Source organism: Mycobacterium sp. IEC1808, from assembly GCF_002101935.1.
GTDB lineage: Bacteria > Actinomycetota > Actinomycetes > Mycobacteriales > Mycobacteriaceae > Mycobacterium.
Genome location: NZ_LQPV01000009.1, coordinates 1 through 24,970, shown reverse-complemented (window position 1 = coordinate 24,970; position 24,970 = coordinate 1). Strand labels below are relative to the sequence as shown.

The window sequence follows — 24,970 nt, the reverse complement described above, 5'->3', positions numbered from 1 at the left end:
AGGAGACATCGACCATGGGCCCGAAGCCGTTTACGCCGTCGATCAATTGGTCGGCGGCACCCATGGATTCCCTGCGCTGGATCGCCATCGCCTGGGCGATCGGAGCCGTCTGTCTTCTCGCCGTACTGGTGGCGTTCCGGTACCTGACCCCGTGGGGCCGGCAGTTCTGGCGGATCACCCGCGGCTACTTCGTCGGCCCGTCAAGCGTCAAGGTGTGGGCGATGCTGGGGGTGCTGTTGCTGTCGGTGCTGTGTTCGGTGCGGCTCACCGTTCTGCTGAGCTACCAGGGCAACGACCTGTACACGGCGGTGCAGAAGGCCGTGCAGGGCATCGCGGCTGACGATGCCAACGTGAAACAGTCCGGTATTCACGGCTTTTGGATGTCGATCGGGATCTTTTCCGTGCTCGCCACGCTGTATGTCATCCGGTTCATGATCGACATCTATCTGACCCAGCGATTCATCATCGCCTGGCGCGTCTGGCTGACCGCCCACCTCACCGACGACTGGCTGGAGGGCAAGGCCTACTACCGGGACCTGTTCATCGACAACACCATCGACAACCCGGACCAGCGCATCCAGCAGGACATCGACATCTTCACCGCCAACGCTGGGGGCACCCCGAACATCCCGTCCAACGGGACGGGCAGCACCCTGCTGTTCGGGGCCGTCAACGCGGTGGCCTCGGTGATCTCCTTTGCCGCGATCCTGTGGCAGCTCTCCGGGAATCTGGAACTTTTCGGCTTCGAGTTGCCGCGCGCGATGTTCGTCACCGTCCTGGTCTACGTTCTGGTCGCGACCGTGGTCGCGGTCTGGCTGGGCCATCCGCTGATTTGGCTGAGCTTCAACAACGAAAAGCTCAACGCCGCATTCCGTTACGCGCTGGTGCGGTTGCGCGACGCGGCCGAGGCGGTGGGCTTCTATCGCGGTGAACGAGTCGAGCGGGCGCAACTGTGGCGGCGCTTCACCCCGATCATCGCCAACTACCGCAAGTTCGTGCGCCGGACGATCATCTTCAACGGGTGGAACTGGTCGATGTCGCAGATCATCGTCCCGCTGCCGTGGGTGATCCAGGCACCGCGACTGTTCGCCGGGCGGATCGACTTCGGCGACGTCGGCCAGAGCGCGACGGCCTTCGGCAACATCCAGGATTCGCTGTCGTTCTTCCGCAACAACTACGACGCCTTTGCCGCGTTTCGCGCGGCGATCATCCGGTTACACGGGCTCGTCGACGCGAACAGCCAGGGCCGCGCGCTGCCGACGATCCTGGTCAAGCCGAGCGACGAGGCAACCGTCGAGCTTCGCGGTGTCGAGGTGCGCACGCCGGCGGGCGACCAGTTGATCGACCCGCTCGATGTGGCGCTCGACGACGGCGACTCGCTGGTGATCACCGGGCGATCGGGCGCCGGCAAGACCACCTTGCTGCGCAGCCTGGCCGAGTTGTGGCCGTACGCGTCCGGGACCCTTTGCCGCCCCGACGGCGACAACGCGACGATGTTCCTGTCGCAGTTGCCCTACGTGCCGCTCGGCAGCCTGCGCGGCGTGATCTGCTACCCGAACGAGCCGGCGAACGTCTCCGACGGCGAATTGCAGGACGTGCTGACGAAGGTGGCCTTGGCGCCGCTGATCGGCCGCCTCGACGAGGAGCAGGACTGGGCAAAGGTGCTCTCCCCCGGGGAGCAGCAGCGCGTCGCGTTCGCCCGCATCCTGCTCACCAAGCCGAAGGCGGTGTTCCTCGACGAGGCCACCTCGGCGCTCGACGAGGGGCTGGAGTTCGCGCTGTATCAGCTGGTGCGCACCGAGTTGCCGGACACCGTGTTGGTCAGCGTCAGCCACCGGCCCACCGTCGAGCAGCATCACCGCCAACAGCTCCAGTTGCTGGGCGGCGGCCAGTGGCGGCTGGGCCCGGTAGAGAAGGAACCCGCCGGGGTCTAGGCGTTTGCGTTGCGGGCCAAGGCGCGGCGAGCCTGCAAATTCGCAGGGGTTTACTCGCACTTTCGCTGCGAAATTACAGCCTCGATGCCGTGCGCCGATTACGACTGCGCGCCCGCGGCCACCCGGGCCGCGTGTGCTCCGGCGCGGCGCCCGAAGAACGAGCCCTCCCCCAGCTGCGTTCCACTGGCGTAGCCCTTGCCGTCCTGGGCGATGTTGGACGCGCACGCGCCCACCGCGTACAGGCCGGGAACCACGGTGCCGTCCTCGCGTTGCACCTGCCCGTCGACCGACACCGCCAGCCCACCGACGGTGAATCCCGCGTACATCGCCTTGCCCAACGACATATCGAACGCGCCCCAGGGCCCTTTGTCTTGCGCGGCAAGGAATTCCGGCTGCTTGTGGAAATCGGGATCCTCGCCGCGGGCCGCGTGTGTGTTGTAGCGGTCCAGGGTCGCGACCAGATTGCCCTGCGGGATGCCCAGCGCGGCTTCCATCTCGGGCACCGTCTCCCAGCCGTCGATGAGCGGCACCAGCGGCATCTTGGGATGCTCCAGGTGCGCCTCGTCGACGATCAGGAACGCCGCGCTGTCCGGCTGATCCATGATGAAGCCCGCCGTGCGCGAGTGGTAGGAGTCTTCGGCGACGAACCGCTGCCCGAGCTTGTTCACAATGATCCCGGTGAGCAGGATCGACGGCGGGTAGGGCGGCGCCGTGATGAAGATCTGATCCATGTGCTGGGTGGCGCCGCCCGCGGAGACGCCCATCCGGATGCCCAGGCCGTCGTCGTAAGTGTTGCCGAGGACGAACGGCTTCTCGCCCAGCTTCGGGGTGTACCTGGCTACCATTTCCGGGTTCATCACGAATCCCCCGGCAGCGATGATCACCGACTTTGCCTTGATCGCACCGGTTTCGGAGAATTGCTTCCACAGCACGCCGGTCACCGCGCCGGCGTCGTCCACGATCAGCTGGCTAGCGCCGGTCTCGTATCGCACCTGCACGCCGAGGCTGGCGGCCCGCTTGAGGAGCAGGTCGATCACCATGCTGGCGCCACCGGTGTCGCCGGGCACGGGCACCTTATGACCGCGCGGCGCCGGGACCGCCTTCTCCAGGAAGGGCCACACCTTCTCGTTGCCGGTGAACATCAACCCCTCGGTGTTGGGCTGGATCACGGCCTTGCCCGGGAAGTAGCTGCGCTCGAATTGAAAGCCCAAGTCTTCCAACCAATTAAAGTGTTCGACGCTGCCCTCGCAGTAGGCGCGAATCTTCGCGTGGTCCGGCTGCCTCGACACCGCGACGAGGTATTTGTACATCTCCTCGGCCGAGTCGGGGTGGCCGGTCGCCTCCTGCACGGCGGTCCCGCCGCCGAGGTAAAAGTGGCCTCCCGCAAGGGAAGTCGTGCCGCCCGCCGCGGCGGCGCGCTCGAGCACCAGCACCTTCGCGCCCGCGGCCGCCGCGCTGACCGCCGCGCACCCGCCGCCGATGCCGAAACCGATCACCACCACGTCGACCTCGTCCGACCACGAACTCACCGTGTCCGCGTTGACGGTTGCCGGAATCTCGGTGCTCATTGGCGCCACTCCTCTTCGTCACTGCGTTCCGCATCGTCGTCGGCGCGGCTCATTGGCGCCACTCCTCTTCGTCACTGCGTTCCGCATCGTCGTCGGCGCGGCTCATCGGCGCCGCTCCTCTTCGTCACTGCGTTCCGCATCGTCGTCGGCGCGGCTCACTGCTGCTCCCGTTTGATGTAGTCGTAGAACGCCCTCATCTCGGGTGGGACGTAGGCGATTTCCAGATACGGCACCCCCGCCTGCGGCGCCGACACGTAGGCGAACTTGATGCCGCCGGGCATCACGCCCTGCTGCACGACCGGCGCGCCCTTTGCCGCGGCCTCCGCCAGGAAGGCGTCGAATCCCTCGGGGCTCGGCGCTTCGGTGCAGATGTGGTGCAGGCCGGGCGGGGATTCGCGCAGAAAGTCACTATAGATGTTCTCCCCTCGGACCGGTGAGATCAGCTCCAGCTGCATGTCCCCGAGATAGCTCAGCGAGATGCTGGCGACGAAATCGGCGGGCCGGCCGAGGTAGCTGCAGCTGTCCGGGGCAAAGTGCACCTCGGGTATCCGCACCCACTTCCGAACGCCTAACAGGCCGGTGAGGGCGGTTTCGGTGGCATCCAGGTCGGGGGTGACCCAGGCGATCTGCGTCGGCGATTGGGTGGGAAGGGTCATCGTCTCGCAGGATAGCCCAGCCGGTCGGCCGCCAGAAGGGGCGCGGTAGGACTTTGCCGTACGCGGCCCCGTCGGCCACCCGGCGACGCGATGAACACGTTCTAATTCTGCGGTTCAGTGCTGGGTCAGCACGTCCACCAGCAGCCGCATCTGAGTGTCGAACACCGCCGCCGGGTCGGTCAGGGTGTCGGTGCCGTATTGCCCGAACACCTCCAAACTGATGGCGCCCAGGACGCCCGCCCACAGCAGGAAGCACTTGGCGATCACCAGGTCGTCTCCCGGAAATCCGAACTCGTCGCGAATGCGTCCGAAATCCGACGACATCGGTTGCGGTGCAAGATCATTCGTCAAACGGATGTCTCCGGTCGCGATGCCCGCCGCCACCGCGTCGAAGAGGGCGCCCACCACGCGGGTGCCGGCCGGGACGGTGCGCTCGGCGGGCGCGTGATACCCGGGCACTGGGCTGCCGTACAGCAGCGCCCAGCGGGCGGGATCGGCCACGGCCCACTCCCGCGCCGCCCGTGCGATGGCGATGACGTCGTCGCTCCACGCCTCGCCCGCTGTCTCCCGGGCCCGGTCCACGGTGTCGGCCAGGTCCGTATAGGCGTCCACCACCAGCAGGGTCAGCAGCTCGTCGCGGCTGGACACGTATCGATACACCGCCGAGGACACCATGCCGAGGTCACGGGCGATGGCGCGCACCGAGAGCCCGGCGGCGCCGCCCTCCACCAGTTGGCGGCGGCCCAGTTCGATGATTCGCGCCTCGATCTGCTCCCGCGATTCCTGGCGTTTGCCCACGCGGCCAGTCTGACACAACCGAGAACACCGCTCTTGCTTTTTGGCGGCGACTGTGGCAGCGTGTGCCGCACAGAGAGCACCGCTCTCGGATCCCGTTAGAGAGGACGCACCATGGCCACGCGCTACGAAGAACCGAATCGGGTGGCCCGCGCCGCCAATGCGGTGATCCGCTGGCTCGCCGAGCTGGGGATCAGCATCGCCGGGACCCGTGCCCTGCGCGTCCAGGGCCGCAAGAGCGGAAAACCGCGCGCGGTGGTGATCAACCTGCTCACGATCGACGGCGTGGACTATCTGGTCTCACCGCGCGGCAACACGCAGTGGGCCCGCAACGTGCGGGCGGCGGGCGTCGTCGAGGTGGGTCCGCGCTGGCACCGGCGACGCGCTCGAGTCAGCGAGGTGGGCGATGCAGCCAAGCCCGAAGTCCTGAGGCGCTATCTGGGCCGCTGGTACTGGCAGGTCAAGGATTACGTAGGCGGGTTGACGCCGGATTCCACCGATGAGCAGCTGCTCGCTGGGGCGCCCTCGATTCCGGTGTTCGTGCTCGATCCCGCCGGCTGACTTATCGGGGGTTGGGCGGCGTCGCCCCGAGATCTTGGCGGACCTGGTCCGAGGTGGCCCGCCACGACACCGCCGCGGGCAGATCGCCCCAGACGCTGTTGAAGATCCCCACGATCTCCCCCGGGCCGCCGGCGGGTGCCAGGTACACCGGTCCCCCGGAATCGCCCCGCTGGCTCTGGACACCGTGCGACATGGTGAACCATCCGTTGTTGACGCTCTCGACGGTCCCGCAGGTCTCACCCGTGACCACGCCGAAGTGGCACACGGCCTGGCCCGGCTGAAGCGCCAGGGAGGGGTTGGATTCCAGCGGCCGCCCGCCCGGCAGGACGTTGTTGGCCGTGACCCCGCTGTCCAGCACGATCGCTTCGTAGTCGTTGATCGTCTGATCGGTGGCCACGGTGGTGCCGCTGGGCGTGTTGTCGCGGAACGTGGCCTGACGCCCGATGACGTTGTGTTCGCGGTCGTAGACGACGCCGCTGCCGCGGCAATGCCCCGCGGTGAACGCGATCTTCAGGGCAGGGTCGACGTAGGCCAGGGTGCACAGGCGATTGTCCTGGTGGATTTCCATCCCGGGAAAGACGACCGGGGGGTCCGCCTTGGCGGGCAGGGGCGGCAGCCACGATGCGACTGCCACGACGGAAGCCGAGGCGGCGAATGCGTGCAGTGCCAGGCGGCGCATGTTGAGCTCCGATCCCTCCGTGAAATGCCGGCCCGAAGGGTGACGTTACGGCTTGATCTCACCCCTCGCTCATCTTTTCGCACTTGAGAGCGCCGGCGTTACCCCGGCGTGACCAGCGGCACGGCGTCGGCGGCCAGCCCCGCCGCGCGCGGCGCCCACCCCGGCGGGCCGAAGACGTAACCCAGCCGATCCCGCAGGCGCTTTGCCGATCGCCAGTCGCGGGCGATGGCGACGTATTCGCGGGTTTGCAGCTTCCAGATGTTGAAGGTGTCGACCTGCTTGGTGAGCCCGTAATGGGGGCGGAACAGCTCGGGCTGGAAGCTGCCGAACATCCGGTCCCAGAGGATGAGGATGCCGCCGTAGTTCTTGTCCAGATAGAGCTGGTCCATCCCGTGGTGCACCCGATGGTGCGACGGGGTGTTGAAGACGAATTCGAACGGGCGCGGCAGCTTGTCGATGCGCTCGGTGTGGATCCAGAACTGGTAGATCAGATTCAGCGACCAGCTGAAGTACACCATCCAGGGCGGAAGTCCCAAGAGCGGCAACGGAACCCACATCAAGACCTCGCCGCTGTTGTTCCACTTCTGGCGCACCGCCGTGGCGAGGTTGTAGTACTGGCTGGAGTGGTGGGCCTGGTGCGTCGCCCAGACCAGCCGGACCCGGTGCGCCATCCGGTGGTAGCCGTAGTACAGCAGGTCGACGCCGACGAGCGCGACGATCCACGTGTACCACTTGGCCGGCGACAGGTGCCACGGCGCCAGATACGCATAGATCGCGGTGTAACCCAAAAGCGCCAGCGCCTTCCAGCCGGCGCTGGTGGCGATCGAGACCAGGCCCATCGAGATGCTCGCCCAGGAATCGCGGGTGAGGTAGGCGCCGGATCCTGGCCGCGCTTCTGCCTCGGTGTGTTGCAGCTTGCGGCCCGCGGTCCATTCGATCGTCAACAGCAGCAGGAAGAACGGGATGGCGAACAGCACCGGATCCCGCAGCTGCGGGGGCAGCGAGAACCAGAACCCGGTGACAGCATGCACAGGGATAGATTACGACCATCGGCCAACGCCGGTAACGGCCCGTACCAATGAGGTGTTGAGCACTTGACCGCTGTCGTGGTGATCGGGTCGGGGTTCGCCGGGCTGTGGGCGGCGCTCGGCGCCGCGCGGCGGCTGGACGAGCTGGCCGTGCCGGCCGGCGCCGTCGACATCACCGTGGTGAGCGCCAAGCCGTTCCACGACATCCGGGTGCGCAACTACGAAGCGGACCTGACGCCCTGCCGGATCCCGCTCGCCGACCTGCTCGACCCGGTCGGCGTCGCCCACGCCGCCGCCGAGGTGACCGCCATCGACACCGGCGCCCGCACGATCACCACGTCGACCGGCGCCAGGTACGGCTACGACCGACTGGTGCTGGCGTCGGGCAGTCACGTGGTGAAGCCGGACATCCCGGGGCTGCGGGAGTTCGGTTTCGACGTCGACACCTACGACGGCGCCCTTGCGCTGCAGCGGCACCTGCGCGAGCTTGCCGACGAGCCGCCGACGCCGGCGGCGGCCACCGTCGTCGTGGTCGGTGCCGGACTCACCGGCATCGAGGCGGCCAGCGAGATGCCAATGCGGCTGCGCGCCTTGTTCTCTCGGCGAGGCGTTGTCCCCCGGGTGGTTCTGGTCGATCGCAATCAGGCGGTGGGCTCCGACATGGGGGCGTCGGCGCGTCCGGTGATCGAACGGGCCCTGTCGGACAACGGCATCGAGATCAGAACGGGCGCAGGCGTCGTCGAGGTGACCGAGCGGGAGGTGACGCTGGCCTCGGGTGAGCGGCTGCCGGCTGCCACCGTGGTGTGGTGCGCGGGCATGCGGGCGAGTTCGCTGACCGAGCAACTCGGGGTGCCCCTCGATCGGTTCGGCCGGGTACGGGTCGACGACTACCTCCGGATCGCCGACGTGCCCGGAGTTTTCGCCGCCGGCGACGTGGCCGCCGCCCGCATGGACGACGAGCACCTGTCGGTGATGTCCTGCCAACACGGGCGCCCGATGGGCCGCTATGCCGGCTACAACGTCATCAGCGAGCTGTTCGATGAGCCGATGCTTGCCCTTCGAATCCCTTGGTATGTCACGGTTCTCGACCTCGGACCCGCCGGAGCGGTCTACACCGAGGGATGGGATCGGGCGGTGGCGTCGACCGGGCCCCGGGCCAAGGCGACCAAGCAGACCATCAACAGCCGGCGCATCTATCCCCCGCTGACCCGTAGCCGCGCCGAACTGTTGGCCGCCGCCGCGCCGGAGCTGCAGGCACGCCCTTGACCGCTCCCGGTCGGCTCAGTCCGCCTGCGCCTTCTCCCCCGCGTACCACTGCACCGCCCGGACCCCCGGCTGCAGCGAGAGCTCGGCGACCAGCCGCTCGAGCTTGGCCGGTGTGTGGCCGTCCATCAGCAGGTGCGCGGTCAGGGTGATTTCGTCGTCGGCGGCATGCCCGGTATGGATGCCGCGCAGCGTGATGTCGTTGCCACTGGCGTGCTGCACGATCTCGGAGCGGGCGTACTTCTCCGATTTCGGGCGGCAGACGACTTGGACGAGGTAGGGCTGCACGCCCTCGTCTTCTTCGACGACGTCGTCGCGGTCGATCAGCCTCCCGAGCGGGCGCCCGAACAGGTGGATGGCGACGACGGTCGCGGTGGCGATCGCGGCGAACACCAGGTGACCCGAAGCGGCCAGCACGCCCACCGCCGCCGAGCACCACAGCGTCGCGGCGGTGTTGAGGCCGCGGACGTTGAACCCGTCGCGCAGGATCACGCCTCCGCCGAGGAACCCGATCCCCGACACCACGTAGGACGCGACGCGGGTGGGGCTGCTGTCCTCGGTGACGACGGCATAGAGCACGAACAGGGTCGCTCCGCCGGCGACCAGCGCGTTGGTGCGCAACCCGGCCATGCGGGCCCGCCACTGGCGCTCTAGCCCGATCAAGGCGCCACAGCCCACGCCGACGCCGAGTCGGAGGGCGAATTCGGCGACGCTCAACGTCTGCATGCACCCCACCTCCTTCCCCCAGCGGTCGGCGGCAGCTAAGCACGCTTAGGTGAACGGCAGGTGGATCGCACCCGATCGGGTCGCCTCGTGGTCACGCCGCGGACACCAGCGGGCAACTTGGTGCTAGGCCTTGGAAAGCTGGTGCGGGCAATAGAATTTCGCGGCGATCATCGCGAAGTTGGATGCGTTCTCCATGTCCATGCCGGGGTTGTGGGTCTTGACATCGTGGACCAGCTCGAGGCCCGATTCGCCGTTGTTCAGGCACGTGCACACCGCTTTGCCGGACGCGACGGCGGCATCCGGGCTGGAATAGCTGATGCCGACCTGGTGCAGCGCGGCGAGGAAGCCCGCGTCGTCGCCTTGCGGTGGCGGCGGCGGGTCGGCGTGCGCGGGCACGGCGAGGCCGATCATCATGGTCGCGGCGCCGGCGAGCGTTAGCAGTCTTTTCATTCGTCACTCTCCCAATTCGGTTGCGCCTTAACCCGACTGCGCATCGGACGGTACGACCTGGGGCCGGTCGCCCTTCCTGAGATGCACGGCGTGAATGCCGGGCTTCTTGGCCAGCTGTTCGAGCAGCGCGTCGAGGCCGTCTTGATCGACGTTGTGGTGCTGCACGCTTTCGGGTTTTTCGGATATCTGCGCGACCAGCCGCTTGAGGTTTTCCGGCGAGTGGGCGTCTTTGAGGTCCTTGAGCGGTTTGATCCGGCCGCGCACGCCGGTGCCGCTCAGCGCGCTGGGCGCCCCCGCGCCGAACGCGCTGCCCAGCATCCCGGCCACCGACATCGCACTGAGCAGTCCGCCCTCGCCGAGCGCGGCGGCCGGCACCGCGTCGGGTCCGGCGGCCGACAGCGCGGCGGCCACCGTCCTGATGGCCGGAGTGGACGTGGCCCAGCTCGGCGGGACCGACAAGTGACCGACCAGCGTGCCGGCGTTCCCCATGCCCGCCGAGACGGCGTTGTAGAGCGTGCCCCGGCCGAAGCCCAACGCTCCCAGCCCGGCGCCCAGCGCGTCCTTGGGCAGCGCGGCGTACGCAGCCGGAGGGGCGAACTTGAGCCACTGCGAGACCGGAAAGTTGATCAGCAGCCCGATGTCGTTGAACTGCGTGGTGAAGCCCAGCGGGACTTTCACCGCGTTGTACAGCGCCATGATCGTCGTGGCCCCGGTCGGCCCGAACAGGCCGTTCAGCAGGCCATTGACGGTCGTGGTGTAGGAGGTGCTCAGGTTGGCGCCGGTCTGTAGCAGCCAGGAGAGTGGACCACCCGCGGTCGTCAGCGACGACGACAGGGACGAGACGATCGACGAAGCGTTGCCGGCCGAGGTGCCGGCGGCCTGGGTCAGCGCCGCCGCCTGGCCGGCCAGCCCGCCGGCGTTGGTGATCTGCGGCGCCTCGGTGAACGGCGTGACGTCGGATGCGGCCGCCGAGGAGCTGGCGTAGGTGTCCATGGCCACGGCGTCTTGGACCCACATCTCGGCGTACTGGATCTCGGTCGCCGCGATCGCCGGGGTGTTCTGGCCGAAGACGTTGGTCGCCACCAGCTGGGCCAGTTGAGTGCGGTTGGCCGCGATCTCCGCCGGGGGCACGTGGGCGGCGAACGCCGTCTCGTAGGCGCTGGCCGCCGCGGTGGCCTGGGCGGCGGCTTCGGCGGCCTGCGCGGCGGTGCCCTGCATCCAGGCCAGATAGGGCGTGACCGCGGCGGCCATGCTGACCGATGACGGGCCCACCCAGGCGCCGCTGGTCAGGCCGTCGATCACCGACGTATAGGAGGACACGGTGGACTGCAATTCGCTGGCCAGGCCCTCCCAGGCGGCGGCGGCCTCGCGCAGCGAGCCCGAGCCGGGGCCGGCGTACATCCTTCCCGAGTTGAACTCGGGCGGAAATGCTGCGTAGAACATGTCTATTCCCCTTGCCTGGTTTCGGTCATGGCCGTCAGTCCTCCAGCGCGGGGATGACGATGATGGTGGCCGCCGCCGGGTCGGCCGCGACGACACCGCCCAACGAGGCGGCGGCGGCACCGCCGCTGCCGGCGGATTGGAAGGCGGCGGCCCCGATTGCGCGTCCGGCCAGGCTGGACAGGGCCATCTGACTGAAGACGCCCTCCTCACCCGCAAGCGCGGCCGGCGCGGCCGCGACATTGGCGGGTAGCACCTGGGCAAGCGTTTTGATGGCGGGCGCGGCCTCGGTCCAGCCCTGCGGCACCGACAAGCCGCTGACCAGGGCCGCCTTGCCCATGGCGCCCTGGGCGCCGACGGCGGAGCTGAGCATCGGCTTCACCGCGCTGGCACCTTGCGTGAGCGGCGCCAATGCCCCGCTGATGGCTTTCGGGCCGGCCAGGTAGGCGGCGGCCCCCTGCCCGTTCTGACCCCAGGCGTAGGCCTGCCCGAACGACAGGAACGGTCCGCCCGGTATGGCTGTCCATCCCTGCAGGGAATAGGGCCCGGTGAGGGCCGACCAGATGGTGTTCCAGTTCGCCAGGTCGGTGCCCAGGCCGGCCGGCCACGACGACGTCGGCGGCAGATTGACCAACTGCGGCAGGGCGAGCCCCGACAGCAGGTTGGTCGATCCGGTCGTCGGCGAATTCAAAAGGCCGCTGCCGAGGCTTTGCAGCGCGGTTGGAAGGGAGTTGATCAGTTGGGACAGCTGCGTGCCGATGTTCAAGCCGCTCGCGCCGCTGGCCTGGGACACGGCCGCCGCCTGCGCGGGCGCGGCCGCGGCGTTGGTGGTCTGCGGCGGCTCGATAAACGGGGTGAGCTGAGACGCCGTCGCCGACGAGGCGGCGTAGGCGTACATGGCGGCGGCGTCCTGGGCCCACATTTCGGCGTATTGGGCTTCGGTGGCCGCAATTGCCGGGGTGTTCTGACCCAGGAAGTTGGTGGCGATCAGCGCCATCAGCAGGGCACGATTGGCGGCGATCACCGGTGGCGGCACCGTGGCCGCGAAGGCGGTTTCGTAGGCGCCGGCGGCGATCTTGGCCTGGCTGGCAGCCTCCTCTGCCCGCGCGCCGGTCGCGCTCATCCACGCCACGTAGGGAGCCGCCGCGGCCGCCATGGCGATCGAGGAAGGCCCCGTCCACGGCCCGGTGGCGAGGCTCTCGATCGTCGCGCCGTACGAGGCGGCCGTCGACTGCAGTTCCGTCGCCAACTCGTCCCAGGCCGCCGAGGCCGCCAGCATGGGCCCCGACCCCGCGCCGACATACATCCGCCCCGAGTTGATCTCCGGTGGTAGCGCCCCGAAATCCAACATCTATTTACTCCGCTCCCCTTGAGTGGCCGCCATGGTAGGCGCGGCTTTCCGGCCCGTCCGCAACCGCGCGGCAGCTCTAATGGAATCCATGGAATCCGCTGCTGAATTCACGCATTGATTGGACGTGTATGAGGACGACAGGGTTCCACGCTCCTAATCAAAATGTGTCAGCGGCGGCGATCCGCTCGGCGTTCAGGCGGCGCTGCCTAATGTAGCGATCATCGTGATCGGAACGTATTCGTGGTGCGTTCCAGGGATGTAATAGTAAAGTAAACGATAAGTGTCACCGCTCGAATATGCCTGTGAGAATGCTGCTGGTCAGCTAACACATGTCGCCGCAAAAGGCGTTGTCCAGGTGATCAGTAGCCGATTCCCAGCAACCGGCCAGAAATGGGACTGAGGTTTGCGGTGTTTTTGGCAGAATAAACTAGCCGACCGTCGACTGCCGGCCGTTAATCGTTGCTAACGGGGCTCCAAATAATTAGGCGCCCGCATCCGCCGCTATTCCACACAGTTAAGCAATTAACATATTCGACAACTATGAATTGTCTTAATGCCAATAGTTCTCGAGTTCGCCAGCGCTTGTCGCGGGGGTTGGCTCGAGCGCCCACCGTGATTCTTGTGAAATTCAATTAATCCCAGGTCGGGCCGACAGCGCCGTCGACGTTCGCCAGGTTGCTCTGGGCCGTCCGCATCCTTTGCTCGCGCGCGCTCGCCTTGGCCCTGGCATCCTCGGCGGTTCCTTCGCCGAGTGGATAGTTTTTCGTCATCTGGTGCTCCCCTGAATTTCACCTAGCGTACGCATTTGCCGCTGGCGGAACGCTGATTTGCTGCTGGAAGTTTGCTGTGAGCGGGATGCGGCCGTTTGCGCTGTTCATCGCCCCGGACAAGGCCCACGAGGCATGATCGCGAGGTTGCGGAAAGCTCAATCCGCGCGAGTAACCCTTGTGAGCTGAGCCCTAGCCGGCCGCCGGGGGTCGCGCGACGAAGGTAGGACGGAAGCCGTATTGCGGCACGGCGCGCCCGTAGGGTTGCGCACCCGTGGCCCCGATCGGCATTCCGGGCATGCCGGCCGCCATGGCCGGGGGCGCCACCATGGGCGTTCCGCCGAGCGACGAGGCCAGGGGGCCGGCCAGCGGCGCGGGCGCGGTCCAGCTCGGCGGCACCGACAGCGCACCGATCATCGGCGCGTGGCCGATTCCGGCCGCGACGGCATTGCCGACGCCCTCGACGGCAGGACCCGCCGCCGCCGCACCGATCGCGTCGCCGACCGCTTGGCCCGCCGCGTCGGCCGCGTCGCCCGCGGCGGCCCCCTGGCCCAGCAGGCCCAGGAATGGGGCAAGCGTGTTGCTGGGCATGTAGAACCCGGACGAGAAGGCGGTGTTCCAGATGTTGGCGTTGGGTCCCCACTGTGCCCAAAGGCCGTCCAGCGTGGCGGATCCCGACCCGGATCCCGTCAACAGTCCCACGATCTCCGACGCAGGCGTCTGCGACGATGCCGGCGACGCCAACCCCTGCAGCGCGGAGGGCAGCGCGGACATCAGCTGTGCCAGCGTGCCCTGTTGAGCCCCGGCCGGAGTGGAAATGGCCTGGGCCACCGCGGCCGACTGCGCTTCAGGCCCACCGGGGCTGGTCGTCTGTAGCGGCTCGCTGAACTGGCTCAGCTGGGCGGCGACCGCCGACGAGGCGGCGTAGCCGTACATCGCGGCCGCGTCTTGGGCCCACATTTCGGCGTACTGGGCCTCCGTCGCCGCAATCGCCGGGGTGTTCTGACCGAGGATGTTGGTGGCGATCAGCGCCATCAGCTGGGCGCGGTTGGCCGCGATGACGGGCGGCGGCACCGTCTCGGCGAAGGCGGCCTCGTAGGCCGCCGCGGCGCCCTCGGCCTGTGCGGCGGTCTGCTCGGCCTGCTCGGCCGTCGTGCCCAGCCAGGCCGCGTATGGAGCGGCGGCGGCGGCCATCGCCACCGATGCCGGGCCGTGCCATTCTTCACCGGTCAGCGCGGTCAGCACCGCGCCGTAAGACATTGCGGTGGAGCGCAATTCGGCGGCGAGCCCATGCCAGGCCGACGCGGCGGCCAGCATCGGGCCCGAGCCCGCCCCGGAGTACATCCGGCCGGAGTTCACTTCCGGTGGGAGCAGTGAGAAATCGAGTGCAGCGGTCATCGTTGGCCCCTTCCCCTAATGGGCCGCGCGGGTGGCGTGGGTGCTGAATTGTGTTGTGGCTACGGCGAAGTCCGCCGGACGTGCGAAGACAAGCGACATCGGACTACTCCTCGCGGAAAGTAGGGTGACCCGTGCCGGCCGGCAATTGTGGCTGGTTTCAGCGCAATTCGAGAGACGCGGTCCGCTAGGCGGACGCGCCTGTATGAGGTCTGGCGGGGTTAGCCGTTCAGACGGTCAGAAAGGGGCCGGGGCCGGATCGAACCGAAATGGTCGATTTGGAATACGGACTATCGTCGAGACTCATTTCGCTCTCACCTCCTCACAGCCTGGGCACACGGGGATGCCGTTATCTCGCACACCGGGGAGAAGGGCCCGGGCTGAAACTCCCGGAGACCGCACCCCTCTCGACAGAGCTTTGGCACCACACGGCGTATCCGATCTGAGCCGGAAGCCACTTGGGCTCAACCCTTAATCCGGGAGGAGCTGTCCTGACCCTGGGCGTCTTTCGACGTTCGAGGTCAGTGGCCTGTATCCGTGCAGACGCCTCACCTAGCGAGGTGCTTGCACAGGCCATCGTGGCACCCGGACGGTAGATCAGTCAAACCAACTGCCACACGCTCGCAACAAGCCCGTTGTCACCCGGCGGCCGGGGGACGCGGCATCACCGTCACGCGGAAGCCGTATCGCGGGCCGTGGCCGTAGCCACCTCCGGCCGTGGCGGCGGGCATGCCCGGCATACCGGGAATCGGCCCCGGGCCGGCCTGCACCGCACCGGCGCCCGGGCCGACGGCGTTGGTCCAGCCACCCCCGGCGAACGTCGCCCCCGCGTGGTTCTCCACCTGGGCGGCCGCCGTCCAGGCCTGCGGCACCGACAGACGCCCGACCAGATTCGCCTGGTTGGTGCCGGCCGAAACCGCTCCGCTCAAGTCGCCCGCTACACCTGCCGGGGCGGCCCCGGGCGTCAACAGCGGCAACCATCCCGGATTCCCGGCGCCGGCGCCCATCGGTGGCAGCGCGGTGGCCCCGGGTGTCGCGGAGACCGCCACCGCGTTGATGTCCGACATCCCGGCCGTAACTGCCGGTTCGATGATGGCGGGGCTCACGTACCCGGCCGAGACGAACCCGTTGACGAACGAAGAGTTCAAGAAGGTGCCGATCGCGTTGCCGTCCGCCCCGTCCAGGAAATTCAGGATGGCGTCGAGAAATCCCGCCCCGGGGATGCTGGCCGCGGGGTTCGCTGCGGCCGAGACCGGTGACGAGATTCCTTGCAGCGCAGTCGGTATCGCGGACAGGAGCTGGTCCATCGTCTGAGAGCCGGTGTCCGCCGCGGTGCCGGTGGCTTGGGTGACCGCCGAGGCCTGGGCGGCCTGCCCGGCCGGATTGGTGGTCTGGACCGGTGGGTCGAACGGCGTCAGCGTGGAGGCCGCCGCCGAGCTACCCGCATAGCCGTACATCGCCGCCGCATCCTGGGCCCACATCTCGCCGTACTGGGCCTCGGTGGCCGCGATCGCCGGGGTGTTCTGCCCGAGGAAGTTGGTCGCAACCAGCGCCGCGAGCAGGGCCCGGTTAGCCGCCACCTCCGCCGGCGGCACCGTCATCGCGAACGCCGCTTCGTAGGCGGCCGCCGCGGCCGCCGCCTGGGCGGACGCCTGCTGGGCGAGTGCCCCGGTGCTGGTCATCCACTGGACATACGGCTCCGCGGCGGCGCCCATCGACGCGGAGGCCGGCCCCATCCACGCCTCGCTCGTCAGCCCGGTGATGACCGAGTCGTACGAGGCCGCCGTCGAACCGAGCTCCGCACCGAGCGCGGCCCAGGCTGTCGCGGCGGCCATCATCGGCGCCGAGCCCGGTCCGGCATACATCCGGGCGGAGTTGACTTCTGGTGGCAGTGCTCCGAAATCCATTGCCGCCACCCCCTTAACCGGCCGTCACGGTTTCGGCGGCCAGCATGGTCGCGTTGCGCAGTGATTTCCGTTGTGTTACAAAGAAATACATCGGACTTCTCCTTTGAAAAGCGGATAGTCCGACCCGGCTACGGGCAGGCGGGCGCCGAGCTATGTCGGGTGTTGCCGATTCAAACGGCGGCCAGCGCGCCACGACCGGATCGGAAAGAAACGGTCGTTGTTCTCATGCGTTAACGGTCAATTCGGCCGGTACGCCCACCTCCCGTCGTGGCCAGGGCGCTCACGGAAGTGCGCCATGGTTGCCCGAATCGGGACGAGACCCCCGGCGAGACCATGCGTGGGGCAAAAGCCGCCTGATTTCTAGGCGTCTTGCGACGATAGACCTAAATCCCCTTCTTAAGACCCATTTCCGCGGGGAAACTGTGCTCGGCGATGAGCATTGAGGATCATGGTGGCACCGGTGCCGACGCCCGGCAATGCGAACCGCTCATCCACTGAAAATTAATAGAAAGCTCATAGAACCCGACGGTGGTCCCGGACCGCAGCGGGAATCGAAATCGGCGCGTAGGCCACCGAAAGCAATTGCGGCCGTTTGCCAGTCGGAACTGCTGAGCGGTTTAGGACGGCTTCTTCTCGGCCACGGCCGTGCGAATGCCCTCGAGGAGATCCTCGGCGGTCAACTCCTTGAACCGGAGCAGCTGGGCCTCGCTGAACTCACTGAGATCGCTCGACAGGACGGCATCGAGGTCTTCGTCATCGAGCCGGAAACTCCGGTGGTCGCGCGCCTTTTCCACCACGTTGCGCACGAAGCCGGCGTTGCCGAGCGTATCGATGCCCCGAATCAGATCGCCGTCTTCGGAGTAACTCTCGTCGAGGTAGAACTTGGTGTACGACGGCAACAGCGCGTCGGCGGCCTCGTCGGTGATGACGTCCTCGTTCTCCCGGCCCATCAGCTTGGTCAGCGCAACGAGCTCGTCCGGGGTGTAGCTGAAGAACTCGATCACGGTCGAAAAGCGCCGCCGCAGACCCTGATTCACCTCGAGCATCTTGTCCATCGCCTTGGCGTAACCCGCGCCGAACACCACCAGCTCGTCGCGATGGTTCTCCATGTACAGCAGCAGCGTGTTGATGATCGCGTTGCCGTAGGGGTCGCCCTGGTGGTACCCGCTCTCGTGCAGCGTGTGCATCTCGTCGAAGAAGACGGCGCCGCCCAACGCTCCCTCGAGCATCTCCTCGGTGTTCTTCTCGGCGTCGGCCATGTACCGCCCCAGCAACTTGGTGCGGCTCGTCTCCACCACCAGCGGCTTGCGCAACACGGTGAGCCCGCAGAGCTGCTTGGTGAAGGCCCGCGCGACCGACGTCTTGCCGGTTCCGGGGGGCCCCAGGAGCAGGGTGTGGCGCGAGGTCACCGGAACCGGGAGACCCATCTTCTCCCGGGCCAAGTTGACCTTGGTGGTCGACTTGATGAGTTTGATTTCCCGCTTCGCGCGTTCCATGCCCAGCATCGCGTTGAGCTCGGCGTCCCCCTCGGCCAGATACTTGGCGGCCTCCTGCGCGTGGCGGAGGGCCTCCGTCTGCGCCCGCGTCGGCGCGCTGTCCGGATCCCATGGGTCGGTGCGGGCCTCGATCGTCTCCGGATCGGTCAGCACCAGCCGATAATTCGGGTTGTCCAACGCTTCTCGGGCCGGGGCGAACTTCGGGTCGCGGGAGTACACCCGGCGCAACAGCTCGACGGCCTCCTCCTCGCGGCCGACGTGCCGCAGGCACATGCCCTGGGTGTACAGCGCGATGTTGGCCGCCCCCGGCACCCGGTCGCCCTCGACGGCGTCCTGGCCGCGCCGGAACGCCTCCTCGAACACGCCTAACGAGGCCAGCGCGGTGGTCGCCATCGCGGCACCCGCGGCCTTCAGCTCGGGGTGCCGCCAGGTCTTGCCTTCGGGAAATTGGACGAGCACGTCGGGCCAGCGCCCGGTGCGGAAGTACAGCACACCCCGCACGTAGTCGACGACTTCCTCGTCAAACGGATGGCGGGGCTCGACGCCGTCGAGCAGCTTCGCGGCTTCCTCGTAGCGTTTCGCCTCGGCGAGCACGGCCGCGTATGCGCACGCCAGCGACTCCACGCTGGTAACGGCCAGTCGCAGAAACAGCCCGTCGGAGACCTCAGGCCGGAACTGTAGGTCGGTCACGCCGAGGCGGCGCGTCTCCCAACCGAACGTCCGGACCGCCGCCCACGCGCCGGCGAGCACCTCGAGGCTCTGCTCGCCGGCCAGCATCCGCGCCAGCCAGGCGTCGCACATGCCCGGGTCGAGCGTGGTGGCCGTGTTGAACATCTGCGCAGCCACCTGCGGGTTGTGGCTGGGCTGTAGCCCGTTGACCGAAATACCGGACGCCAAAAGCCCGGCGACCATTGCATTGCGGGCGTCTTCGGCGGTGGATTGCGAGCGCGTCATTGCGCCGCAGACACGCTCGCTGCGCTCTCCCGCTCCTGACCGACCGACAGCACCAGATCGTCGTCGTCGAGCAACGGACGGCTGGGGACGATTAAGAGTGGGCGGGCCGCCGGGGCGGGCAGGCTGGCGCGTACCGCCGCCAATTGGCGGCCGGTGAGCCGGTTGAGTCCCGACCACACGCTCCTGGGCAGGCGGCGCTCGCTGTGGTAGCGCACCCAGGCCGACAGCTGCGGGCGGCCGGCGCTGGTGTTCAGACGGATCGTGACGACGGCGGCGCCGACGTCGGGCAGCAGCAGGTCTTCCAGTGCCACGGTGGTGATGTCCGACGGCGTCAACCAGAAGCTCGCGGCGAACCCGTTGAAGTGCTTGAGGTGCCGCCAGCCGGGGCGACTCCACGTCGGTTCGAGGTCGGCCAGCACCGCGCTGTCGACCTCGGCGAGCTCATCGGCGGTCAACGGCCGGGCCACGCAGTTTTGCCCGTCGAGGTCTTGGGCAAGCCGCTCGGTGGCCGCCACCAGGGTCGACGCGAGCGAGTCGCGGGCGGCCACGGCGGCGACATTGCGCTGCGGGTTCATCCGCAGCACCAGCCAGGTGCGGCGCACGTAGGAGGTGGGCTGGTCGCTGACCACGCCCCACTCCTCGGGTCCCCAGTCGTCCAGCTTGGACTTCTCGGCCGCCCTGGATTCGGGGCCGCCGCGGCGCACCTTCATCGTGACGATGTCGATGCCGTCGAGGTGGATGTCGAACTGGCGCAGGCCCTCGGCGACCGCGTGCACCGGCAGGATGGCCGCCGTGTTCCGGTGCCGATGACGGCCGGACGCGTCGTCCTCCCCGCCGTCCACCGAAATCACGCTCACCAGATGGCCGTCGTACTGGCGTACGCCGACCTTGTCGCGGCCGAACCGGCGCTGGTGGTCGATCGCCGGCGTGCAGCCCGCCGTGAGCGCGGTGCCCGGGTCGGCGGACCAGTCCCACAGCCAGGTGGCCAGGCCCGAGGTGACCGTGAGGCCGTGGTGAGTGACCAGGGACAGCAGCGTGACCACCACCGCCAGGCCAACTCCGACCCAGAACGCGATGTGGTGCTCGCCCTGCCAGGAGGCCGGGCAGTGGCTGGCCACCAACAGGATCAAGATGTCGACGACAAACACCGCGGTGACCCGCGGCCACGACAAAGACAATCCGAAACTTCGCTGCGCCTTCATACCTATTGCTGCTCCGACCTCATTGCTGCTTCCGTGTCCGCTTCATGAACACTGCTATACCGAACACGGCGCCGCCGATCAGTAATGCGGCGGTCAACCCTCCGGCTGCCACCCATACTGGCACCATATCCCGGTGCGGGGCCGCCTTAGGAATGTTCAGCGGTGCCGACAGCTGCTGTGGCGGCTTTGCCGGACCTTCCGGTACATCCCAGGTCAACGCAGCCACCGGATCGATGACACCGTAGCCGACCTGGTTGTCCACCCCGCGCGCCGGCGCCCGGGCGGTGCGCTCCAACCGGTTGATGACCTGATACGCCGATAGCTGCGGATATTTGGCGCGGACCAAGGCGGCCACCCCGGAAACGATCGCGGTCGAGAAGCTGGTGCCGGCCGGAACCAGCAGCGAGTTGTCCGGACCGTCGATCGCGTTGATCAAGCCGTCGTCGCGCGGCGAGAGGCCGATGACGTCGGTCCCGGGTGCGGCGATTCCCACCCACGGTCCCGCGACGCTCGTCGTCCCCTGGCCCTGACCGCCCTGGGTGAGCGGTCGGCCGTCGTTGTCTACCGCGCCCACCGTCAGGACGTAGTCGCTGAACCAGGACGGCGTCACCACGGTGCCCACCCCGCTCCAGTCGCGGGGATCCTTGGGCTGCATGGGGTCGAAGGCCGGGTTCTGCTTGCAGTCCTTCTTGCTGGTGTCGCCGGCCGCCGCCACGATGACGACGTTCTTGTCGACCGCCGCGTAGCGCACGGCGGCGCCCAAGGAGCGCTGATCGATGATGTTGCGCGAGCTCATGCAGGTCACGTCGGAGATGTTGATGACCGTGGCGCCCAGGTTGGCGGCGTGCACGATCGCCCGCGCCATGGTCTCGACGTCGTCGATCTTCGCCCGCGTCTGCGGGTCCTCGTCGCCGGTGTATGCGTCCTTGAGGCCGAAGGCCTGGCTGGACTGGCGGATCGCGATGATGTCGACGTCCGGGGCGATCCCGCTGTACGCGTCAGGCGCCGACGCCGGTGCCGGGGGCGCCGGCGGTGGGGGCGGCGGCTTGGGCGGGTCGAGTGGGAGCGGGTTGACCGGGTGGTCGACACCCACCACGCGCCCGCCACCGGAATAGCTGGGTATCGTGACCGTCCCGCCGCCGTGGTTCGCCGACGGCGCCTGACCGGGCCCGGCCTGGGGTCCCCCGGGCGGCACGCCCGGACCGGCCGGACCCGCCGGTGCGGGTGGACCCGCCGGTGCGGCCGGCGGCGGCGCCCCGAACGGCCCCGGCGGAGGTGATTCCGACGGGGGCGGCGCGGGGACCATCGTCACGGTCTGAGGCAACGGCGACAAGGTCACCGTCTGTGGCGGTGGCGCTTTCGGGGGCGGCTCCGTGGTGGGAATCGTGACCGGCTTGCGCGGTGCCGCCGGCGGCGTCGCCGCACCGCTGGCCGGGGCCGCACCGATCATCGACGCAACGATGGTGCCGTGCGCGTCGCAGTCCGACAGCCCGTCGCCCGACATGATGTAGTCGCCGCCCGGGATCAGGTGCGGAAACCGCGGGTGCGGGGTCACACCGGTGTCGATCACGGCGACCTTCTGACCAGCGCCGCGGCCGAACTGCCAGGCCTCCTGCAGGTTCAGCATGTCCATGTACTTGGGCTGCAGCCGGAAGTCGGTTCCGGGCAGGACGCCGACCTCGGTGCAGTAGGAGTTCTGCTTCATCGGCGCCGGCGGCCCGGGCGGACCGTCGGGCGGCACCGCCCCGGGATCGACCGTCGGCGGTGAGATCGCGTAGGCGGGTGGCAGACCGGCTAGTGCACCTGAAGTCAGCAGGAGTGCGGCGACGGTCGCGCGGGATGCGCGACCGCGCCACACCTTGCTGCTAGCGATAACGGATCGCGGCATAGACATTCATCAGCCACAATGCCAACGGGAAGATCGGCATCAGGCACAGGTACTCGATGTATTCCACGAACTTGCGGAACAGCGGGCTGTAGATGGTGTTGGGCACCACCGCCGCGGCCGTCATTCCCGCGGCCGGCAGCAGGACCAGGATCGCCACGCTGATCGACACCGCCAGCGGAGACTGCAACCCCAGCGCGTAGCGCACCACGATCGCGGTGACGATGAGCACCGACGTCGCGGCCAGGGTGATCGCCTGCCACCGGTCCACGTACGAGCGGCCGCGGAGCATCAGGAAGCCGGCGGTGAAGCCCGCCAGGATCAGCGGCAGCCAGCGCTGGAAGGTGTGCGGGTCCGACAGCGCGGTCAGCGACACGATCATCAGCACGCCGAGCCCCAACAGCAGGCCCGAGAGGAACGAGCGGGCGCGCTCGGCCTGCAGCACCACGTCCCGAACGGACGCCGGCCCCTCCAGGACCGGGGCGCCACCGTCGGCACGCGTTACGGTGGTCGGCAGGTCCGGTCGCGCCTCGAACACCCACCGGCTGGTGGCCGACGGGAAGACGGGCAGCCGGATGCCGGCCAACCGGCGGGACAGCGCGGGCGCGGACTGGTAGCCCAGTACGCAGACCAGCACCACACAGCTGAAGTTGGTCACCGCGCTGGTGTTCGCGACCATGCGCGCGAGGCTGGCGATCGCCGCCACGGCGCTGATGGTCACGATCGCGGTGTAGATGGCCAGCCGGCGACCGGTGAAGCGCAGGTTGAGCGACGCGCCAACCGCCAGCACACCGAAGCCCAACACCGCTTGCGGCGAACCGACGCCGCCGGGCGGGGCCGAGGCCGCGGCCACCGTGAGCGGCGCGAGGCCGCTCAGCAGCATGATGTCGGCGACCAGGCGGTCCGAATCGGTCTTCGCCCGCATCGCGAGCATGATGGCCACCGTCAACGCGATCGCGGCGATGATGGCCGAGTACACCGTGGGCAGCCACGAGTTGTGGTGCCAACGCCACCAGCCGAGCAGACCCGACGCCACGGTCACGCCGATCGCGACCATCGAGGCGCCCACCTGGACCGCGACGACCGGGTCGATCGCGGCGAACCGCTTGCTCAGGTTTGCCGAGACGGCAGTGGAGATGTGCTCGATGACTTGCGACCGGTGCTCGGTGTCCGGCAGGAACCGGATCCACAGCCGGTCGCCGTCGTAGATGTCTTGCTCGGTCAGCGACTGCGTGGCCCGCAACGGCGTGCCATCGACGAGGCACAGCGACCACCTGCCGCGGCCGGTGGCCTCCAGCGGGGTCTCGCCGAGTTCCCGCAGCCGGCTGTTGACAACCTTCAACAGCGGGTCGGTCATCACCGAGACCGGGGCGTTCGCGTCCAGCAGGACGCCGATCTGGACACCCTCGCCGGCCATGACGCCGACGACTACCGCCCGAGGCTGTGCAATTCCCTCGATGTCTGCCTGTAGGGCATCAGCTACGCCGACTGCGGTCATCGCCCTGCACCCCCTGCCATTGTGAATGTGTAACCCCGTGTCGCCAGGCGCTCGAACGCCCCGGACGCCTCACTAGCCGAGGCGCTAAGGCCCCCTGAGAGGTACAGCCTGACCATTTCGGATTTCATCTGCCTCGCCTTGCGCTAAGGAGTTGTGGTGACACTGCTTTGAAGATTTGCTGTGATGATTCTAGAGAAGTATGCCGTCTTCGCATCCCGACCGCATGTTGTCGGCAAAAGCGTTGGTAAAGTTTGTGTTTCGCGGCCATGTCACACCCTGCTGTGGGTTTTCCACTCGCCGTAGGGCAGCGTGTCCAGCACGGTCTTGATGCCCACCTGCACCAGTTGCGGGGTGGCCGGGCAGATCGCCAACCAGGCCTCCCCCGAACCCGCCGTACGCGCTTGCTGATACAGCGCGATGCGGCCGCCCGAACCGTCCTTCAGCGACAGGACCGAGGCGCTGGGGCCCTTGGCGTCGTCCCGGTATTGGCGCGCGTAGACGGCGACCTCGGCTGCGGGGTCCGACAGCGCTTGGCCCAGGGCGGCCACGGTCGCGGCGCTGATGCCCATCCGCCGCAGGTCTCCCCCGGAAAAGACGTTGAAGCCGGATTCCTGCCAGGACTTGGTCGCCTCGAGCATCTCCTCCAGCGGCACGTTGACCGCGTTGATCGCGGCGGGCTCCGCGTGGTGGATCGACTCCAACCCGTCGATCACCAACGACGCGATCGAGGCGCTATCGGCGACGGCGACGTCGTCGACGGTGATGTCACTGCCCACCCGGACGGCCGACACCCAGTGCTGGCCGCGGCGGGCGAGCACCACGCGGAACTCGTTGTCGGGGATGTCGCGCGAGCCGGGGGGCTGGTTCTCGTCGTCGACGACTCCGTAGAGCAGTTTCCCCCGCGACAGCAGGGCCACCACCTCGAGGTCGGGCGCGGCGAGGACCCGCATTCGAGCCGCGACTTGTTCGTGCACCTCGTCGCCGACCACGATGCCCTGCTCACGCATCACCGCCATTCCGGGGTGTTCGTTGAGCCAGTCGCTCGAGTCGGTGGACACGAACGGGCGGCAGCGCAATTCCGGCGCGACGTGGCGAATGTCGAGCAGCGCCTGAAGCATCCAGAAACCGTCGACGTTGACGGTGATGTCGGTGCGGGTGCTCTGTTGGTCCATCAATAGCCTCAGAAGTGGTCGAAGTTACGGAAACCGCAGGACGCGGCAGCACACCGAAACCTGGTGTGCTGCCGCGCCTGAAGTTGCGAGCTAGGCCCAGCTGGAGCCGACGGCGCTGTCCGTGCTGGACATGTTGCTGCCCGCCGTCTGCACCTTCTGGCCGTGAGCGTTGGCCTGCTCGTAGATCACCTGGAAGTTACGACCCAACTGGGTGATGAACTCCTGGCACGCCACCGAACCGGC

20 protein-coding genes, 1 pseudogene and 1 riboswitch are annotated in these 24,970 nt (G+C 68.0%); of the genes and pseudogenes, 3 read left to right on the top strand and 18 right to left on the bottom strand.

The window, feature by feature from the left end:
* The first annotated feature begins 14 nt into the window (after positions 1-14).
* Positions 15-1,934: an ABC transporter ATP-binding protein/permease gene (locus AWB92_RS05965; protein ID WP_085184490.1), complete on the top strand. Its 1,920-nt coding sequence runs from the start codon at positions 15-17 to the stop codon at positions 1,932-1,934.
* A 98-nt stretch (positions 1,935-2,032) separates the two neighbouring features.
* Here AWB92_RS05965 and AWB92_RS05960 read toward each other — a convergent pair whose 3' ends face one another.
* The 3 genes from AWB92_RS05960 to AWB92_RS05950 form a co-directional block, all read right to left on the bottom strand.
* Positions 2,033-3,502, bottom strand: a complete 1,470-nt coding sequence (locus AWB92_RS05960; RefSeq protein ID WP_085184489.1) for an FAD-binding protein — start codon at positions 3,500-3,502, stop codon at positions 2,033-2,035.
* Positions 3,503-3,657: 155 nt separating this feature from the next.
* Positions 3,658-4,158 (bottom strand): VOC family protein, encoded by a 501-nt coding sequence (locus AWB92_RS05955; protein WP_068187546.1) that lies wholly within the window; start codon positions 4,156-4,158, stop codon positions 3,658-3,660.
* Positions 4,159-4,272: 114 nt separating this feature from the next.
* Positions 4,273-4,956: a TetR/AcrR family transcriptional regulator gene (locus AWB92_RS05950; protein WP_197517954.1), complete on the bottom strand. Its 684-nt coding sequence runs from the start codon at positions 4,954-4,956 to the stop codon at positions 4,273-4,275.
* 111 nt (positions 4,957-5,067) lie between these two features.
* Here AWB92_RS05950 and AWB92_RS05945 point away from each other — a divergent pair, with 111 nt between their 5' ends.
* The gene (locus tag AWB92_RS05945; protein ID WP_085184488.1) at positions 5,068-5,514 is read left to right on the top strand and encodes a nitroreductase family deazaflavin-dependent oxidoreductase; all 447 of its coding nucleotides are present in this window, start codon (positions 5,068-5,070) and stop codon (positions 5,512-5,514) included.
* A 1-nt stretch (position 5,515) separates the two neighbouring features.
* Here AWB92_RS05945 and AWB92_RS05940 read toward each other — a convergent pair whose 3' ends face one another.
* Both AWB92_RS05940 and AWB92_RS05935 read right to left on the bottom strand, forming a co-directional pair.
* Entirely contained in the window at positions 5,516-6,193 is a 678-nt protein-coding gene (locus tag AWB92_RS05940) for a hypothetical protein (protein ID WP_068101232.1), read from the bottom strand.
* 98 nt (positions 6,194-6,291) lie between these two features.
* On the bottom strand, positions 6,292-7,224 hold the full coding sequence (locus tag AWB92_RS05935; protein ID WP_085184487.1) for a sterol desaturase family protein: 933 nt from the start codon (positions 7,222-7,224) through the stop codon (positions 6,292-6,294).
* Positions 7,225-7,287: 63 nt separating this feature from the next.
* On the opposite strand from AWB92_RS05935, the gene AWB92_RS05930 reads away from it, so the two are divergent.
* Complete coding sequence (locus AWB92_RS05930; protein ID WP_085184486.1) at positions 7,288-8,487, top strand: FAD-dependent oxidoreductase; 1,200 nt, start codon at positions 7,288-7,290, stop codon at positions 8,485-8,487.
* 15 nt (positions 8,488-8,502) lie between these two features.
* Here the strand turns inward: AWB92_RS05930 and AWB92_RS05925 are convergent, their stop codons facing one another.
* From AWB92_RS05925 to AWB92_RS05865, 13 genes and pseudogenes are all read right to left on the bottom strand, one after another.
* The gene (locus tag AWB92_RS05925; protein WP_085184485.1) at positions 8,503-9,210 is read right to left on the bottom strand and encodes an MgtC/SapB family protein; all 708 of its coding nucleotides are present in this window, start codon (positions 9,208-9,210) and stop codon (positions 8,503-8,505) included.
* A 123-nt stretch (positions 9,211-9,333) separates the two neighbouring features.
* Positions 9,334-9,660 (bottom strand): DUF732 domain-containing protein, encoded by a 327-nt coding sequence (locus tag AWB92_RS05920; RefSeq protein ID WP_068136146.1) that lies wholly within the window; start codon positions 9,658-9,660, stop codon positions 9,334-9,336.
* 27 nt (positions 9,661-9,687) lie between these two features.
* Positions 9,688-11,103, bottom strand: a complete 1,416-nt coding sequence (locus AWB92_RS05915) for a PPE family protein (RefSeq protein ID WP_085184484.1) — start codon at positions 11,101-11,103, stop codon at positions 9,688-9,690.
* A 34-nt stretch (positions 11,104-11,137) separates the two neighbouring features.
* Entirely contained in the window at positions 11,138-12,451 is a 1,314-nt protein-coding gene (locus AWB92_RS05910) for a PPE family protein (protein ID WP_085184483.1), read from the bottom strand.
* A gap of 632 nt (positions 12,452-13,083) precedes the next feature.
* Positions 13,084-13,221, bottom strand: a complete 138-nt coding sequence (locus AWB92_RS29765) for a hypothetical protein (RefSeq protein ID WP_158090356.1) — start codon at positions 13,219-13,221, stop codon at positions 13,084-13,086.
* A 189-nt stretch (positions 13,222-13,410) separates the two neighbouring features.
* On the bottom strand, positions 13,411-14,616 hold the full coding sequence (locus AWB92_RS05905) for a PPE family protein (protein WP_085184482.1): 1,206 nt from the start codon (positions 14,614-14,616) through the stop codon (positions 13,411-13,413).
* A 392-nt stretch (positions 14,617-15,008) separates the two neighbouring features.
* Positions 15,009-15,180: riboswitch (M-box (ykoK) riboswitch) on the bottom strand.
* A gap of 71 nt (positions 15,181-15,251) precedes the next feature.
* A complete protein-coding gene (locus AWB92_RS05895) occupies positions 15,252-16,520 on the bottom strand; it encodes a PPE family protein (protein WP_085184481.1) in 1,269 nt (422 codons plus the stop codon).
* 617 nt (positions 16,521-17,137) lie between these two features.
* Positions 17,138-18,970 carry a type VII secretion AAA-ATPase EccA gene (gene eccA / locus AWB92_RS05890; RefSeq protein WP_085184480.1) on the bottom strand — a complete coding sequence of 611 codons (1,833 nt, stop codon included), beginning with the start codon at positions 18,968-18,970 and terminating at the stop codon, positions 17,138-17,140.
* Positions 18,967-20,172 carry a type VII secretion protein EccE gene (eccE, locus tag AWB92_RS05885; RefSeq protein ID WP_085184479.1) on the bottom strand — a complete coding sequence of 402 codons (1,206 nt, stop codon included), beginning with the start codon at positions 20,170-20,172 and terminating at the stop codon, positions 18,967-18,969. The genes eccA and eccE overlap by 4 nt, the downstream gene beginning before the upstream one ends.
* A gap of 19 nt (positions 20,173-20,191) precedes the next feature.
* Positions 20,192-22,060 carry a S8 family serine peptidase gene (locus AWB92_RS05880; protein WP_085184478.1) on the bottom strand — a complete coding sequence of 623 codons (1,869 nt, stop codon included), beginning with the start codon at positions 22,058-22,060 and terminating at the stop codon, positions 20,192-20,194.
* Positions 22,038-23,555 (bottom strand): type VII secretion integral membrane protein EccD, encoded by a 1,518-nt coding sequence (gene eccD, locus AWB92_RS05875; RefSeq protein WP_085184477.1) that lies wholly within the window; start codon positions 23,553-23,555, stop codon positions 22,038-22,040. Before eccD ends, AWB92_RS05880 begins: the two co-directional genes overlap by 23 nt.
* A 269-nt stretch (positions 23,556-23,824) precedes the next feature.
* On the bottom strand, positions 23,825-24,727 hold the full coding sequence (locus tag AWB92_RS05870) for an ESX secretion-associated protein EspG (RefSeq protein WP_067012971.1): 903 nt from the start codon (positions 24,725-24,727) through the stop codon (positions 23,825-23,827).
* 90 nt (positions 24,728-24,817) lie between these two features.
* Positions 24,818-24,970 (bottom strand): annotated as a pseudogene (locus AWB92_RS05865) (type VII secretion protein EsxI); the annotation flags it as partial.